Source organism: Bacillus sp. HSf4 (assembly GCF_029537375.1).
Lineage (GTDB): Bacteria > Bacillota > Bacilli > Bacillales > Bacillaceae > Bacillus > Bacillus sonorensis_A.
Map to the genome: position 1 here is coordinate 4,363,601 of NZ_CP120679.1, position 17,351 is coordinate 4,380,951.

16 protein-coding genes and 1 pseudogene are annotated in these 17,351 nt (G+C 37.3%); 3 read left to right on the plus strand and 14 right to left on the minus strand.

The features are described from left to right. Positions 1-40: 40 nt before the first annotated feature. The 7 genes from P3X63_RS22400 to P3X63_RS22430 all read right to left on the minus strand — a co-directional run bounded on the left by P3X63_RS22400 (position 41) and on the right by P3X63_RS22430 (position 8,100). Complete coding sequence (locus tag P3X63_RS22400; protein ID WP_277692155.1) at positions 41-1,159, minus strand: restriction endonuclease subunit S; 1,119 nt, start codon at positions 1,157-1,159, stop codon at positions 41-43. Positions 1,160-1,189: 30 nt separating this feature from the next. Continuing rightward, a complete protein-coding gene (locus P3X63_RS22405; protein WP_277692157.1) occupies positions 1,190-2,179 on the minus strand; it encodes a virulence RhuM family protein in 990 nt (329 codons plus the stop codon). Positions 2,180-2,237: 58 nt separating this feature from the next. Then, positions 2,238-3,767 (minus strand): type I restriction-modification system subunit M, encoded by a 1,530-nt coding sequence (locus tag P3X63_RS22410; RefSeq protein WP_277692158.1) that lies wholly within the window; start codon positions 3,765-3,767, stop codon positions 2,238-2,240. After that, the gene (locus P3X63_RS22415) at positions 3,764-4,360 is read right to left on the minus strand and encodes a restriction endonuclease subunit S domain-containing protein (RefSeq protein WP_277692160.1); all 597 of its coding nucleotides are present in this window, start codon (positions 4,358-4,360) and stop codon (positions 3,764-3,766) included. The genes P3X63_RS22410 and P3X63_RS22415 overlap by 4 nt, the downstream gene beginning before the upstream one ends. 140 nt (positions 4,361-4,500) lie before the next feature. After that, complete coding sequence (locus P3X63_RS22420; RefSeq protein WP_277692161.1) at positions 4,501-5,631, minus strand: hypothetical protein; 1,131 nt, start codon at positions 5,629-5,631, stop codon at positions 4,501-4,503. A 385-nt stretch (positions 5,632-6,016) separates the two neighbouring features. Next, a complete protein-coding gene (locus P3X63_RS22425) occupies positions 6,017-6,457 on the minus strand; it encodes a helix-turn-helix domain-containing protein (RefSeq protein WP_277692162.1) in 441 nt (146 codons plus the stop codon). 653 nt (positions 6,458-7,110) lie between these two features. Next, positions 7,111-8,100, minus strand: coding sequence for a phage/plasmid replication domain-containing protein (locus P3X63_RS22430; protein WP_277692163.1), 990 nt, complete (start codon positions 8,098-8,100; stop codon positions 7,111-7,113). Positions 8,101-8,644: 544 nt separating this feature from the next. On the opposite strand from P3X63_RS22430, the gene P3X63_RS22435 reads away from it, so the two are divergent. The 3 genes from P3X63_RS22435 (at position 8,645) to P3X63_RS22445 (ending at position 12,077) form a co-directional block, all read left to right on the plus strand. After that, entirely contained in the window at positions 8,645-8,818 is a 174-nt protein-coding gene (locus tag P3X63_RS22435) for a hypothetical protein (RefSeq protein ID WP_011198487.1), read from the plus strand. Between the two features lie 7 nt (positions 8,819-8,825). After that, positions 8,826-10,295, plus strand: a complete 1,470-nt coding sequence (locus P3X63_RS22440) for a recombinase family protein (protein WP_277692164.1) — start codon at positions 8,826-8,828, stop codon at positions 10,293-10,295. A gap of 66 nt (positions 10,296-10,361) precedes the next feature. Next, positions 10,362-12,077: a recombinase family protein gene (locus P3X63_RS22445; RefSeq protein WP_277692165.1), complete on the plus strand. Its 1,716-nt coding sequence runs from the start codon at positions 10,362-10,364 to the stop codon at positions 12,075-12,077. Here the strand turns inward: P3X63_RS22445 and rlmH are convergent. From rlmH to P3X63_RS22480, 7 genes and pseudogenes are all read right to left on the minus strand, one after another. Beyond that, entirely contained in the window at positions 12,018-12,497 is a 480-nt protein-coding gene (gene rlmH, locus P3X63_RS22450) for a 23S rRNA (pseudouridine(1915)-N(3))-methyltransferase RlmH (protein WP_277692166.1), read from the minus strand. The genes P3X63_RS22445 and rlmH overlap by 60 nt on opposite strands. A gap of 80 nt (positions 12,498-12,577) precedes the next feature. Next, on the minus strand, positions 12,578-12,736 hold the full coding sequence (locus P3X63_RS22455) for a CxxH/CxxC protein (protein WP_077735891.1): 159 nt from the start codon (positions 12,734-12,736) through the stop codon (positions 12,578-12,580). Between the two features lie 195 nt (positions 12,737-12,931). Next, positions 12,932-13,435, minus strand: a complete 504-nt coding sequence (locus P3X63_RS22460; protein WP_236251180.1) for a hypothetical protein — start codon at positions 13,433-13,435, stop codon at positions 12,932-12,934. Positions 13,436-13,790: 355 nt separating this feature from the next. Beyond that, a complete protein-coding gene (locus P3X63_RS22465; protein WP_035428584.1) occupies positions 13,791-14,306 on the minus strand; it encodes a GNAT family N-acetyltransferase in 516 nt (171 codons plus the stop codon). 29 nt (positions 14,307-14,335) lie between these two features. Then, positions 14,336-14,806 (minus strand): DUF4234 domain-containing protein, encoded by a 471-nt coding sequence (locus tag P3X63_RS22470; RefSeq protein WP_026589445.1) that lies wholly within the window; start codon positions 14,804-14,806, stop codon positions 14,336-14,338. A 257-nt stretch (positions 14,807-15,063) separates the two neighbouring features. Next, a pseudogene (locus P3X63_RS22475) lies at positions 15,064-15,871 on the minus strand (SAM hydrolase/SAM-dependent halogenase family protein). A gap of 259 nt (positions 15,872-16,130) precedes the next feature. Next, complete coding sequence (locus tag P3X63_RS22480; RefSeq protein WP_026589446.1) at positions 16,131-17,345, minus strand: S1C family serine protease; 1,215 nt, start codon at positions 17,343-17,345, stop codon at positions 16,131-16,133. Positions 17,346-17,351 lie beyond the last annotated feature (6 nt).

Below are 17,351 nucleotides of genomic sequence, written 5' to 3' on the forward strand. Positions count from 1 at the left end.
CACCTCCATTGTTAAGAATAAGGGAAAAGGAGCAAAGGAATTATACCTTCACTCGGACTTTCCCTGTTAGAAGAAGTTGAATAAGACCTTGTTTTTGTTTCTTTAAATAAGTTACTTCTTTAAGTAGAAGATCTAAATCCCTATCCATACTATTTAACACGTATGCAATTGCTTTTTGTTCCTCCATGCTCGGCATTTTAACTTTATAATAATCCAAAAAATCTTTAGGTACGTGAGGTATGCCTGATCCTTCCCTTAACCTTTGAATTTTTTGTTCATTCATTTCAAGATGTTTCTGCAGAAATATATTGTGTATGGACTTACATTCCAATTTTACAAAAGTTGATCCAACAGCTCCTTCAACTCCCGTAAATGCCATTCCAGCCCTTGATCCATCCCATAGAAGTAAAACATCATTTTTCTCTGCGAAAACCGTAGCATCATTAGAATAGTTTTTAAACGTTCCAGATTCTAAATAATCCATATCAATCGCAGGGAACTTTCCACCTTCTAAATACTCCACTGCTTTTCCTTTGATTTTTTTCACCACTTTTGCCAGCTTAACTTCCTTCCACTCTCCATCAAACCCAGGCAATCTCACTTCACCCGTCAGCAACTTCTCCATTAATCCCTTTTTCTGCACTTTCTTCTGCTCGATTAGCTTTTCTTTTAGCTCAATTACCTTGTCCCAAGTGGAGAGGATGGAGGCGATTTTTTGTTGTTCTTCAAGAGTTGGAACTGCAAATATAACTTCTGACACATAACTCCAATCAGCTCTTGGCATTTTTGAACCAGCTGATTTGTTAGCATTTTGAGAAAACCTGTTTGATTGTATTAAATAATATAAGTATTCATTTAATACCTTTCCTTCAGTGCCTTCTAATACCCATATTTCAGAAGAACAAACTCCATGAAACTGAGGGAAGTGAAATTTTTTAAGGTACGGTCTCAATTTTCCAAACAACACTGAACCTGGCTTAAATTTATTTTTCACACTCTGTTGAGTAATGCTATCCGTATAACCTATAAGTCTACCTGTTTCACTTTCTAAGTGTTCTAATTCAATACACTTAAAATTGTCCTTGTCTTTTTTTGGATTATATTTTTCTTTTGATAAAGTCACAACCTCACCAAATTCATATTTCCTCCAGTCCTCCAAAGTTGCACCTACTTTCTAATCTGTTAATGATTAAAGTTTCTTTTCCTCTAAATACTTTTGAAAATCATCTCGCTTCGGTTCTGCTAATCGTTGTTGATGAAACACTTCATATTGTTCGTTTGCAAATTGTTCCGCTACTTTTGCTTTAATTTTCCCAGCGTTAGTTAATATTTCATGTTCATTAAACTCTAAAAATGCATCTAATTTTTCTGCCCAATCTTTCATATACATCGGCTTTTTCTTCTTTGCTTGCGATTCGGCATAGTCTAAGTACATCGTAACAATACGGTTTAAATCGCTGAGTTCTTCTTGTGATAGATAATTTTTCGCTACTGTTACATCTTGCTTTCGTACCTTATCACCTTTCCAACTCGTTAAGCCCATGTTTGGCTTTGTTGCATCCGCTCGTTTCATTATCAGTTCCGAAGCAGTATGTCCATGGATTGCAAAGTGAAGTTTGTTTTGAACGGTTGCAAAGAATTCTCTTGCAATTGGTGTATTCGGATCGTAATCAATAGATGTAGCATAAATATCTGTTATTTTGTAATAAAAACGTCTTTCGGAAGCACGAATATCACGAATACGTTCCAATAATTCATCAAAATAATCTGCCCCAATATTCCGCATTTCTTTTAAGCGTTCGTCATCCATCGTAAATCCTTTTACCATATATTCATTTAAACGCTCTGTTGCCCATTGACGGAATTGTGTACCACGATGGGATCGTACACGATAGCCGACTGCAATAATCATTTCAAGGTTGTAAAAGGTCACTTCACGTTCAACTTCACGAGAACCTTCAAGTTGAACTATCCGGTTTTTCCGGATAGTTAAACTTTCCTCTAACTCTTTTTCTTCGTATATGTTTTTTATATGCTCATTGATTGTTTTAACACTTTTCTGAAACAACTCTGCCATTGCCTTTTGTGTCATCCAAACCGTTTCACCTTCTAAGCGAACCTGAATTTTCGTATCTCCATTTTCGGTTTGGTACATTAATAAATCAGAAGTATTGCTCATGTAAACACCTCTCTTGCTATCATTTTGTTGACCTCAACAAAATGGTGTATTTTCTATCCTACAGCCCTAATTCCTTCAAATATTTCTCCATTTCTGCTTCAACTTCTTGTAGCTCCAGCTTAATGTTTGCGATATTCTCTTTCACCGCATCCATATCCACTGGCTCTTCTTCTTCAAATGTGTCAACGTATCGAGGAATGTTCAGGTTATAGTCGTTTTCTTTTATTTCATCTAAAGTGGCAACATAAGAGTATTTATCAATCGTTTCTTGCTTTTCATATGTGTCAACAATTTTAGCGATGTCTTGTTCTCTTAACTGATTTTGATTTTTCCCTTTTTGATAATGTTCTTCACCAGAAGCATCTATGAATAAAACATCTTTACGGGTTCTATTCTTTTTGAAAACCATGATACAAACTGGTATCCCAACACCATAGAATAAGTTTTCAGGCAATCCAATGACTGCATCCAGTAAGTTCATCTCAATAATTTGTTGACGAATTTTCCCTTCACTTGCACCTCGGAAAAGAACACCATGCGGTAGAATTGTTGCCATTCTTCCGTTTTCCGCTAACGAATAGAGCATGTGTTGAACAAATGCATAGTCCCCTTTAGAACTTGGTGGAACACCCCATTCAAAACGTCTATGTGGATCTAAACTTGCTTCCATTTTAAATTTGCTATCATTTGTTCCTTCTCCCATGAAGCCCATTGCCCATTTGTCCAATGAGAATGGTGGATTCGCTACGATAGCCTGGAATTTCATCAATTTTCCATCTTCTAAGTGAAGTGGGTTCGCTAATGTATCACCCCACTCAATCTTTGCATCATCAATTCCATGCAAGTACATATTCATTAGTGCTAATGAATGGGTCGTACCATTACGTTCTTGACCATAAATAGCTACCTTTTTATTCGGTACTTGGTTAGCAACTCGAATGAGAAGTGAACCAGATCCACACGTAGGATCGTAAATACGGTCATTTTCTTGAGGTTTGACAAGTCGTGCTAACAGCTCGGATGCCATAGAAGGTGTATAAAATTCGCCACCCTTCTTTCCCGCATCAGATGCAAAACGTTCAATCATGTATTGATAAGCATCACCAATGACATCTTCATTTCCTACAACAGAAGGCTTTAATGTCAGCTTATTAAAGTCCTCTAATAAAGAACGGAGCATTGTATTTCGTTCTTTTGCCTTCCCAAGAATCGCTTCACTATTAAAATCAATGTTACGGAAGACACCACGAAGCTTACCTGTATTTTCGTTTTCCAGACGTTCCAATGCTTTATTGATAATTTCACCGATTTCTGCATCATTCCGTTTGCTATACAAATAATCAAATGTAGACTGTTCATCTAACACAAAACGCTCTCTGGATAATGCACGTTGAATACGTTGCTCATCACCATCATAACGCTTCGTATACTCTTCTAAATGCTCTTTATAAGCATCACTTAAATACTTGATGAACAGCATTGTCAGTATATAATCCTTGTATGTACTGGAATCAACCTTTCCTCTAAATGTATCAGCCGCTTGCCATAAAACACTGTTAATTTGATCTTTTGTTACTTTTTCACTCATCTTAATTCCTCCCTTATTTCACCTTGCACAATTTGTTTTGTGATGGCGTTGAACCATTTTTCCTTTTCCTCAATTAATCTGTTGTAAAGTGCTTTTTCTTGTTGATGTAACCTCCACAGTCTTATAAGAGCTTGTTGCTTGGATATAGGTATATCTTCAATCGGAATCGAATTTAATGCAGATTTATTTGTACTTGGTATACGAGTTCCAGCCTGCGAACGTTCCAATTCTTTTTTAACACTGTCTTTATTTAAGTACCATGCTACATATTCAGATAAGAATTTGGACTGATCCACTTTTATAATGGCAAAGTAAGATGGGACTAATAAGCCTGATTTTGTTTCATCTATAAAGACAGACGTATGAGGATAATTTAATCGAATTAGTACATCGCCTGCTTCCGTAAAGTGTTGATTATTTAACAGGTCATTACTTTGGAACACTTCGAATGGTTCATCGTTAAAGACTCCATCTTCAGTAATATTTTTCAAGGTAATTAAGTTATATGTGGCTTTCACTTCGTTCCCCACTTCTACTTTCTTCCTCGTTAAAACAAGTCCTGTTCGAATGTCTGCTATTTCTCCGAGATTCATAGCACACCTCCTTCTAATTTGTCAAATCGAATATTTGATTTTATTTGTTAAATGAATTATATAACAAATATTAATTAAAAGTAAATAGATTCCAGAAAAAAAGAGCCTTGTTTTTTTAAACAAAGCTCACACAAATAATATTAGCCGTTATATAGGTAGAAATCTGCCATTCCTTCTTGCCGTATTCGGTAACTGTCTTCCGTCTCCCATGGTTCTTCTTCCAAAAAGTCCTCCACCAATCTATTGGGCGAATAATCCAATCTTGTTAAAATTGCAGATTGAATGCCTTTTGTAACCTTTTCTTCCTGTTCACGTATAACTTTTATATCTTTTCCGCCATAGAAGTATGGACTAAAGAATCGAATAAATCGCTCAAATATCTCAGCGATTTGTTCAAATGTTTCTTCATATGTTTGCAATGGTTGAAAATAAACACCGATTCTTCGATTTTCAAAACAAATATGCGGATGTACTTTTTGTCGAATGGTTTGCTCCACCTTCTTAAATTCATCATATTCCTTTTCTCTCGATGAATCGAAATACAATTCTACAAACGCCAATGATTTTGCATTATTTGCCGAACAGCGATAAGAGATGTTGCTTCGACCAGATCCAACTGTAAGCACGTGATCGTGGAGGTTCGTTTTTTTTCGATAGTGAAAGTTTAAATAGTACGGCATTCTCTTTTGCAATACTTTTAATAGTGCCTTCTTTATATCATCTGGTCGGGAGAAATCGTAAGTTGGAGGTTCAATCGCCACACTTCCACAATGCATTGGATGTAAATTAATCAGTTTATATTCCACCTGTAATAGATTATCTATGTCATTTAGAACATGCATCTTGTCATATACGTCAAGCTTGTACAATTTATTTAGACTATGCAGTTCTTTCAAGGCTTCATCAGAAATAGTGAGTGCGTAGAAGTCAATATATAGTTTATTGTGTTTTGCCATCCAATCTTCTAACTCTTGCAATAACACTTTGTCGAAAGAACGAGCCACCCAAATAATGACCGATTCGGGGTATCTATTCATCATGTTTTGTATTCGATCCAAATATTTTGTATTGGCTTTAGTCAATTGAATCTCCATGTAAACGCCCAGTTTACGTATACGGTTTACTGCTGATAAATCAATATTGCTATTTGCATGACGCTGTTCCAACACAATATTTGATAGTTCACAGTCTAATAGTTCCTTCCAACCTTTATAAAAATCCTTTAGATATATTGATAGTATTGCTTCTCCGTTACTTCCTTTTTTACTCATTTCTACATTCCTCCCATTATCGGTTAATATTTTTGTCATTTATTTTTTACAAAGAAAAAGCACCTACCATTTCTTCTCTGGTAAGTGCTGATTTTTTTCCGTATATACTTTTCGAAAGTGATAAATAATCGTCTCATTTCCCATACAACCCTTTCATTTTTATCAGATTATAAAAGAGAATGTTTGTTCTTGTCAAACAAGTTGGGAAGTTATATAACATGTATGTATTAAATGCATATGTTATCCATAAATCTTATATATATTTTGCAATAGTTCTTGGCGTTATTGTCCTAACCGTATATATATATGATATTTAAACTGTATTTACTTTGTACATATACGATATGTACAACGGAAAACCATTTCTGGCTCCGTTGGTGGTGAATCACGATTCTTGCAATTCGACAATTAATTCACCAATTCTCTTCAAGGCATCTAACAACTGTTCAACTGATGTTGCATCTGCCTCTAATACCTCTTGTAAAATATCTAATAAAACTTCTTTTTGATCTGCACTTAATAGTTTTCCTTCAAACTCGATTTCGTTTGTGAAGAACATTTCTTCCAATGAAAGTGGTTCATTTGTATCCTTTGCATCTAATCCAAGCAGAACATTTACGTCTACATCAAGTCCCTCAGCAATGTGTTCAAGCACCGAGAATGTAGGTCTCTTTCGTTCACCACGTTCGAGCCTATTCAAATACGAAGGGGTTACGTTACTGCGTTCTGCTAATTGTTTCAATGAATAACCTTTGGATATGCGAAGATTTTTCAACAACTTAGCAAAATCATCATTCATCTGTTTTCTACCTTTTCCCATTTTCATCTACTCCTTATTTACGTTTTCCATTATGGAAACCCTTTTTTGTTGATCAAGATAGATCTTTATATCATAGATAAAAATAGCAATTTGATAACGTAATATTTTAAAAAATTCATTAAAGTTTTACTGGTAACTACGTGTTGATGAAATACATTTATAGCTCAAACTAATATATAAAAAATAGCCACTCAATTTGATTTTGAGTGGCTGATTTCCATATTATATTTCCTTGGTCTTGTGTTCGTTTATGACTTTCCATACATAGTTTGTGTAAGTTTTTAACTCTCGTGCAATTTCCACCTGCTTCATCCCCTTTTTATGAAGACGAAGAATTCTCTCCTTCTTTGTCAACTTCTCTTGTAGCATCAAAATCATCCTTTCAGCTATTTTGAGAAAATTATAACTTGAAAGCGAAACCTTCGAAAGTAAGCGTATATTGTGATTAGGTATTGTGACTAATATGTATTTTAGACCTAAAAAAGAACCACCCGAAGCCTGGTAAGCGGAGTGGTTCTAATGGATCTACTTATTGCCGAACCGAACTTCAAGTTCAGTTATGGTACACGATACTCGCAATATCGTGCTTATCATTATTATAACCATTATTAACCATATATCAACTGTATTTTAATTCGAATTTCACCATTCTAACTTATTTACCATAAAAATTTATCAAGAGGATTGCTTAGAGTGTTTGGTGCTTTTGAGTAATTTTTAGGAATGGGGATTGGATTGATGCCAAGTTGACTCAACATTTCCAAGCGGTTTCGAAGTGTAGCTTTTGTCATGGATTTCAGTGGGGTATCAATGCTATGAGAAGAGACTTGTTTCAAAAATTCAATTAGCTTATTTTTATTGGAATTAGAGAGGGAGGAGTGACGTATACGTTTTCTTGCTTCATCTAACTTATAAAATTCTCCAGGATGGTAAATGGGTGACATATATTTGCGGAAATAACCTCGATAGACTTCCTCTTTCATATATTCTTTTAATTTCTTAGGTCGACAATTCCCTTTGTCTTGTCGAGCCATATAATTAATATGATCTTTGAGAATCCGTACTTCAAATCTTAATACGTTTTTTTCATACTCCTGTATCCTTTCTTTTTTGAATAAGCGTTCTTCTTCTTTTGAATAAACTACAGCCTGTGCAGAATCTGATGCATGGTAAACTGTTGTTTCATATTTTTGAAAAACACCTTCAGAATTACGCTTTCCTATATACTTTTTCTGATACCGATGTGATTTAGTAAGCTTCTGATACAAGTGAAGCAAAATATCTCGGTGGAGCTTTTCCTTTACAACTACATCGTATCGGTAATCAATTCTTTGTAGGATATGATGTTTGAAATGCAAAAAATGTTTAAAGAGAATCCAAAGAATATTCATTATCTCTTGTTCCAACGAATTATAATCATCTTCTGTAATGTCTGACTTACCAAGAAGGAGAATTGCATCTATGAACATATATAACTTCCACTGTCCATTGCCTTTATTTGAAATTTGAAGCGTAATTCCTTTAAACTTACCACCGTAGTAATTAACAAAGTAGTCATTCAGTTGCGTGTAAATAATATTAAATCTTTTTTGCAAATCCATAACTTCATAGTATTCAATGGGAAAATACAGCTTAATTGTATGGATCACTTATACCACCTCCAGATTGACCTTGGGAGGCTGGAAACATCTATACACCAAGGGTTTAATGTCATATTTTTGCTCCCAGCCCCATTATATTTATCCTTCCTTGCCCCAAAATTAGATGGGCTACTGACAATATAGCGAAGAAGTCAAGTTGAAATAAATAGGTTTTGTGTTCGAGCTGGTTTGAGCTGTTGATTCCATTAATTGTTGCAACATTCAATTAACTATTGACATTAGGCAAAATATTTCTTATTATAGTTTATAGAAATTTTTATATAACACATATTTTGATAGATTATAGACTGTTTTACTTAGATACATGAACAATTCAATAGGTGTACTTGTTTCAAGGGGGAGTATGCCCTCTTGCTTAACTACCTATTGTGTTTTTTGTATATCTAAGTAAAGCAGTCTTTTTTGTTGTTTTAGATGCATTCAGGTTCCTTTTCGGAACAAATCTCCTCTTTTTCTACATAGGTTAATGACACTTTCCTCATGTCATTAACCTTGATAACCTCAAAAATTCACTACGAAAGGAAGATCCCCAATGAAAGAATCCCCTACTTTAAATCTCCATGAAGAAATTGAAAAACAATTATTAATTGGAGCAGAGCTGGAAAAATACAATGCCCGAAAATTTCTTAACTTACTGTCCGATATGATTGTCAAATATGAATCTACTATTTACGACAAATTTAAGGAAAGCAGATTAGGAGCGTGAATGATTTATGCGAGCTGTTGGTTACGTTCGAGTAAGTACCGATAAACAATTAGACAATACTTCTATTGGAAAACAAAGAGAGGAAATTGAAAAATACTGCAAAAATAATGATATTTCCCTCGTTCACATCTTTGATGAGGGGGCGAAATCGGCTGAATCATTTAAAAATCGTACTGAATTTAAAGAGTTGTACTCATTTGTTTTAGATAAAAAAAACAAAATAGATTACGTTGTTGTTTATGATTCTGATCGTATATCGAGGGATAATTTAGAATCCCTTTATATTTATAAGCGATTAACACAGGCGGGAATAAACCTTATCTGTATAGCTGACAATATTGATACAAGAGATCCAAGAGCGAAAATTCTTTACCAAATCATGTCATTAGTTGCTGAATTAGAAAGAGATATGATTATTTTCCGAACAAACTCCGGCATGGAAAAAAGAGCTTCTGAAGGACATTTTAATGGAGGCGTAATTTATGGATATGCATCAAAGAATAAGAAACTTAAAATTGTGCCTGAAGAAGCAAAAGTCATAAATTATATTTTTGAGAAGTATGCGATAAATCAGTGGGGTTATAGAAAAATAGCGTCACACCTAAATACTTTAGGTATCACTACTAAAAAAAATAATTTATGGTCAATAACTGCCGTAAAAACGATACTAAGTAACCCCATATATATTGGCAAAGTAAAGTGGCGGAATGAACTGAGAGATGGAAAACATGCTCCCATCATAGATATAGAATTATGGGAGAAAACACAGCAAGTAATGGATCTAAACAGTTATGTGCAAGAGAAGTTGCATCCTGGAAGCTTCCCCTTATCAGGTTTGTTAAAATGTCCAGAATGTGGTTCAGCCATGGTACAAGGAAATAGCAGTCCAAAATACAAATACTACCAATGCTCCAGAAATAAGAACAGTGGTAGTAAGGCATGTTCCTCAAACCTTGTAAAAAAGGATTATGCTGAGCAACATGTATTTGATCAATTATTTTGTGATTTGCAAAAATACAATGTTAAAGAGCCATTGATCAAAATGATTCACTCATACGCCATGAGTGAAATTGAGCCATTGGAAACAACTATCAAGACGTATGAAGTTGAGTTAGAGGAATTAAAAACGAAGAGAAAAGAACTTATAAATTGGAGGCTAAAAGATATTATTTCAGAAGAGATTTTAAAAGAGGAAATGGAAGATTTACGAGAGGAAGAAAAATTAATAATAACTCGAATTGAAAAATTACAGCACCTCATTAAACTCAGAGATAAAACCTTTTTAACCGATATCATTTCAACTTCACTACACGATCTAAAGAACTTTTTCAATATTATCGAAGATGATGACAAAAAGGAATTACTTCGTTCTCTCATTGAAGAGATTCACGTAAATCCAGGAAAAACTACTAAGGATAGAACAATCAAAGAAGTGATTTATAAGTTTGATTTAAAATATTTGAATCAATTGAACTAAGAGAAGGGGAACATCCTTTCTCTTTTTTGTGTTTCATATTAAAATTACAAGGAAGGGAGGATTATTATGCACGAAATAAAACGTGTCGCAATTTACTGTAGGGTTTCTACCGAAGAGCAGGCAACGGAAGGATACAGCATATCTGCCCAATTACAAACTTTACGTCAATATACTCAATTATATGGTTGGGAGATTGCAGAGGAATATGTAGATGAGGGAATAAGTGGAAAGAACATTAGCGGTCGCCCTGCAATGCAAAAACTTATTTCAGATGTTGAAAAGGATAAATTTCAAGCTGTTCTTGTTTGGAAGATCTCACGCCTATCACGAAATATGTTAGATACTCTCACTCTATTAGACAAATTCGAAGATTATGGAGTAAAGTTCATCTCTTACTCTGAAAACTTTGATACAGGCAGTCCAATTGGTCGTTTAGTTGTTCAACTAATGGCTTCCATTGCAGAAATGGAGCGTAATACGTTATCTGAGAACGTTAAGCTCGGAATGAAACAGAGAGCATTAGAAGGTTCATGGAATGGAGGCGTTGTATTTGGCTACGATACAATTGAAAAAGAGCTTGTGATCAACAAAAAGGAAGCTGAGATTGTACAACAAATCTATCAACTATATGCCAATGGTAAAGGCTTAAAGTCAATCGCAAACTACTTAAATAAAGCAGGTTACAGAACTAAACGGAATTGTTATTTTTCGATAAACGGTGTAGCTCAAATCTTAGACAATGTTATCTATAACGGGAAGATCAGTTGGTTAAAAGTTGAAAATTGGGATACAAAACGGAGGAGAGGGAAAAATCCAAATCCTATCCTTGTAGAAGGACAGCATGAAGCCATTATTTCCGATGAATTATGGAGTATGGTACAAGCAAGGCGGAAAAGTAAATCATTTAAACAAAGGCAATCTAATGAACCATTTTTACTTAGCAGTCTTTTACGTTGCCCCGATTGTGGTCAAGGTATGGTTCCTGCCATTACAACAAATAAACGAAAGGATGGAACAAAGAAGAAATATCGTTATTATGTTTGCTCTAACTTTCATAACAAAGGTTCATCTGCATGTAGAGCAAATTCAATAAAAGCATATGATGCAGAATACGAAGTAATTAATAAGATTGAGAAGATCCTTTCCAACCAAAATCAGTTATTCTCTAAACTTCAATCTATAAATACTACTTCGATTGAATCTTTAAACCAACTCAATAGTGAATTGAAACAATTAGAAAATCGCCTATCAGAAATACAAGAACTACAGAATCGTTACTTGGAAGCATTTGAGCAAAAGACCTTACCAATAGCAATCTTGCAAGAACGATTACAGCATGTCTCTAAAGAAAAAGTAGAGTTAGAACAAAGGCACAATGAAATCACTGGGCAATTAAGCTCCAACGATGCAAGAGTAATCCAACCAGAGCTTATCCAAAAGCTTTTAGACAAATTCCTTTTAGTCTATAAACAATCATCAAGAGAAAGACAAAAACATTTACTTCAACTCTTGCTTAACAAGGTTACAGTAAAACACCCAATTGGGCAATCACGAATGGTCGATCAAGTTGAACTCGACTTTGACTTTTCAGAGGTCAATATTTCTAAGTCCTTTACACTTATCCACATGTTGTATCGAGAAACGGATAATGCAAATGGTTTTCCACAGCCAATACCCGCTTCCGACAACAAAATACCACCTTATTTACATCATTTTTTGCCTCTATTTATGGTACGGTTCCCCCCGATTAATCCGAAACGCCCGATAAACCTGCTCGAGTAAAATCAGCCTCATCAGCTGATGTGGAAACGTCATCCGTGAAAACGACAGCTTTTCATCTGCGCGCTTCAGGACGGCGTCGCTCAAGCCGAGTGAGCCGCCGATGACGAAGGTTACCTTGCTCTTTCCATATGTGGCGAGTCTATCCATATTATCGGCTAATTCTTCTGAGCTTTTCATTTTTCCTTCGATCGCCAAGGCGATGACGTGGGCGTCGGGGCTGATTTTGGAGAGGATTCGTTCGCCTTCTTTGTCTTTGATGATTTTCATGTCCTGGTCGCTTAAGTTCTCCGGCGCTTTTTCGTCCGGGAGTTCGATGATGTCGATTTTGGCGTAGGCTGAAAGCCGTTTGCTGTATTCGTCGATTCCTTGTTTTAAATATTTTTCTTTCAGTTTTCCGATTGCTACGATTGATATATTCACAGGTCATCCCCACTTTAAGAACAAGTTATTCAGATAGATTATCCACAATTGTGGATAAAGGTTGTGTATTTAGTATCCGATCATTCGTTCCCCACTATATATATTGCGGGCTTATCGCACAATTCACAGGTTGTGGATAAGCTGTGTGTATGTTCGATTTTTCTGATTTCCGGGGCTAATTCTTCCTCATCCACATACATGTCAATGACGGTCTCAATATGTTCTTCGCAAGACTTCATGAAAGTCCCTCCAATATCTGTATCATTGGGCTCTTTTATGAAAAAGCTCCCTATTCAATATACCCTATTTATTCACATGTTAATAGGTTTTACCCTTCTTTAGATCATTTATCCACAAGCCCTTTGGATAACTTTCCACACAAAAAGCACTGGCCTCCTGGCCAATGCTGAATGTCTCCGCTGTCTGCTTTTCATTTATACCGCTTCGCTTTTCACACCTTGATGATCTTCTGATATCTGTTTGTTGATGAGATGCTGCAAATAAGTGACGTTGAACAAGAAGGTCATCACCCCATTTGTCTTCAATTGCCGCTTTAGAAGAGCCTTCCGAATCCTGAAACAGCTTCTGATGTTTACAAAGCAGAATAAAAGGAATGAAACTTGAGGCAAAAAGCTGTGCGCTGGGTACAGAGCGCGCAGCAGGATGTTGTCGCCATAAGGGAGAACATCTTCTAAGACATAATGTAGGCTTGCCCAAAACGATTCCAGCATTGAAAAAGCAAATAAGAGCACCGTCACTTTTATCGCAATGTACGGGAGCTTGATCTGATATCTCTCGAACAGCTGTCTTCTCGACAGAAACCAAAATGGAATATACATCCCGAAGGTTACGAGCGTTAACAAAAGCGCGTGATCAGCTCGAATCTTCGGAAATTCCGCAAATTCTTTCATTGTTAAACCAACTTCTTTCCTTGCCATCTATACTTTTCCACTTTCCATATAAAAAGGTACTATAACGCAATTGATAAATCAAAACCAAATCTAGCTATTTAATGGAATTTTTTTAGGTATATCAGTTCCTTTTTTTGATGACGATAAATAAATCGGGTCTTTTGGATCGAGTCAAATTTCGTGCTTTTTCTTTGGGAATCGACAATCAATAGGGCGAAAATCGTCATTTTTTTCATCCTGTAATATTAAATCTCACTTTCTGTAACATAAAGAGGTTCGATATGATCATTTTGACTTTTTTTCGACACGTTTCTTTCAACATGAATAGGAACAAAGAACTGCTCCAAAAAAGGATCAAAGCTTAAAGCTTTGATCCTCGTGTTTACAGCCGCTTGCTCATATGCAAATCAGTTGTTTCAAAATTCATTTTCTCATACAGCCGTTTCGCCGTCTTATTATGGGCGAATACATGAAGGGAAAGCTTTTTGATACCCAATTGCTTTGCTTCCTCTTCCAATGCCTTTAAAGCCTGCTGGCCGTTTCCTTGTCCGCGATAGGCCTCGTAAAGGCCGAAATCATAAATGAACGCTTCCTTTTGCGGGTGGTAGGGATCTGCGTAAAGCCAAAGCCAGCCGATGACATCCTTGTTTTCATTCACAATCGACCAGAGATAATGATTGATGGTTGCCGTTCCATCGGGCAAAAGCGTTTTCAGTTGTTCTTCCGATTTCTCCATTGCTTCCGCTATCGTCCATGTGCCGGCTTTCACTTTTGCCATGGCGTAATGTTGGATTGAGTATGTTTGATAGGTTCTAAAATCGTCTTCCGACATCGGTGTCAGAAAGACCGGATTTCTTTTCTGCTTGCTTAAGTCTATTTTCAATTTCGTCTTTAACATCGATTATTTTTTCACTTCCTTTTTCGTTCTTATGATGCCCTGGTCAAATAAGGCCGCTTGGGCTCTGCCAGTTTATTGATTCTGTGCTGTATGTATATCACATTTAAAAGGAATGCGAAAACAGAGCCTTTGGCAGGTTCTTTTCCCGACAGTTTATTCAATGAAGCCGTCACAACGAGCGCACAGTAAATCAGAACACCAGCAGACAAAATCAAAATAATTCTATCCAGCAATAGATAAAGGCTGTAGTGCATCTCTGGAAATACGATTGCGGCTGATATTCTCATCGGAATAGAAAATAAATGATAAAATATAATGGCTTTTAACGTGGTGTAGGGAATATCATGATATGGCAGCAAATCGAAGCTTTTTCTTCTGGATAAAAACCAATATGGAATGTAAATCCCCAGGGTAACAAGACACAAAACAACAACGGACACCGTACTTTTGTTCTTTTCATTAGACAGCGTTTTCATCGCCATCTGCAAATTGTCGTTCATATCATTCCTCCGGATCTTCTTTTTCCAAACAAATGAATTGAATGAATATTTTCATTTTAGCGGCACACCCATCAATATATTCTTTTCCCAGTTGTTAGACAATAAGACTTAGGAACTAAGGTGACCTTAGGCTCATTTTTTAAACATTTATCCCTTCCTTTCTCATCAACTTCATCATTGATTTTTTCATTTTTATGTATTTTGAACGAACAAAAAACAACCTGGATTTTCCGCCAGGTTGTTTTATTATGGTTTTTTTATGCCGGTTTCTTGATTTTGCGAAGCGAGATTCGCCAATCGTTTCCAGTTTCAATATCGTGTGACTCGGCAAAAAATCCCCGGTTGACGGCAACCCCCAAATTGTCCAGCGAATTCACGTAAACAAGCGGCTGGCCCACCGGGATTGCGGCAAATGAACGTACAAATGGCATGACCTGGTGATAGACTTTGTGTCCGTTATTCATCACCATGACTCCCAATGCAGCTCCGTAGTGAATATCTAACGTGCTAAACAGCGTCCTGCTGATATTCGTCCACAGATTGCCGAAGCGAATATCCAAAATATCGATTGTAGGCTTCCATGACAGGGAGCTTGATCACTGAATCCGCGGAGACCTCGGGGCCGATCTGCTCGAAGCCGATGATGCCTGCAGCAAGTCTGGCTCCTGTGTATGCATAAATATCACGATCGTAAACGTATGCGACTCGCCGGACTTTGGAAGTCTGTTTTGCCATTCATCGAGCTGACGGGCTTCGGCGATTCCAATTTTCCTGCTGATATGGGTGAGCGTCCCGTTATCCGGTGTGATGATATATTGATTTGTGGCGATCTTTACGGCAATGCTTCGCCGTTTTGAGCCGACACCGGGATCGACGACGGTCACAAATACCGTTCCTTCAGGCCAATAAGAAACATTTTGCAGCAGGCGGTATGAGGCCTCCCAAATGTGAAACACGAGAATGTTGTGTGTTAAATCGAAAATCCGGATTGAACTGTCAACCGAATTTGACCGCCCCGTCGTCAATGCCAAAATCCGATTGCAATACAAGCGCATGCTGACTCATCCCATCTCCGTTTCCTTGTCAAAAATCATACAGCACGGCGAAATGAAACGCAATACGAGCCCTTGTCCGTTTTTTCCGTAGAATCGGTTTTTATCAATCAATATAAGAAAATTGCTTAGGTCAAAAATGTTCTTTTCGGTTCTTCTACCGTTGATTTCATTGCTAAAATTAAAAATTAACGCTTTGACGAAAATTTTTATCTCCTTCATCATAAAGGCATGCAAAAACAGCCTGGCTCGATTTGCCAGACTGTTCCTGATTAATTGCCCAATTTGGACCGCGACAGTTTCACTTCTGTTGTTTTTTCTTTTCCGCCGCGCATATATTTCAATTTCACTGTGTCGCCAACATGTTTCGTATAAAGCTCTTTGCGCAGGTCGACGATGTCGTATACCCGCTCGCCGTTGAACTCAATGATAACATCAAGTTCATTCAGATCCGCTCTTCCTGCAGGCGACATTGGGGCAACGCCCATGACAACAACGCCTGAAGTGACATTGTCCGGCAGTTTAAGCGTTTCCTGCCAATGGTAGCTGGCGATATCGCCAAGGGACTTCATCTCGATTCCGAGATACGGGCGTCTCACTTCACCGTATTTCTCCAAATCATTAATAACAGGGATCGCGAGGTTTGCCGGAATGCTCAGTCCAATCCCTTCTACGGCTGATTCTGCGATCTTCATCGAATTGATGCCGATCACTTTGCCGTCGATATTAAACAGTCCGCCGCCGCTGTTTCCCGGGTTAATGGCGGCATCTGTCTGCAATACCTCGGCATTCCAGTCCGGCTGTCCATCTCCATTCGAATCAACTGGAACAGCCCGCTCTGTTCCAGAAATGATGCCCTGTGTGACAGAACCTGAGAACTGCAGGCCGAGAGGGTTTCCGATTGCAATCACAGGCTCGCCTGTCTTGACCTTATCGGAATTTCCAAACTCGGCAGCCGCTTTTATTTTATTGCTGTTGACTTGAAGAACGGCAAGATCCATTAGCCTGTCGCTGCCGATCAGTTTTGCCGGAAGTCTTGTCCCGTCATTCAAGCTGACTTCAATTTGCGTCGCTCCTTCAATCACATGATGGTTTGTCACAATGTGTGATGTGTTGCCGTCCTTTTTATAAATAACACCTGATCCGGTTCCCGCTTCACCGTCTTCATCCCATACCCCTGTTTTTTGGATATTGATGACGCCGACCACGGCATCAGATACTTTAGAAACGACTTGTGTAACCTCATTATTGACATTGACTGAGACATTGCGCACCGTTCCGGTTTGTCCTGTTGCCGTCCGTCCCCCGTTCGATTCAATGACCTGGAGGTTGTACGGCAAGAGCCCCTGTTCGGAAAGATACGGCAGCGCAAAGACTGTCAGCAAAGCGCCGATCACGGCACCGATCAAGCTGGAAAACAAAAAGCTTCTCCAATTTCTTTCCGGCTTTTGACGAACGTACTTTTCCTCATCATGATTAAAATCCACTATATT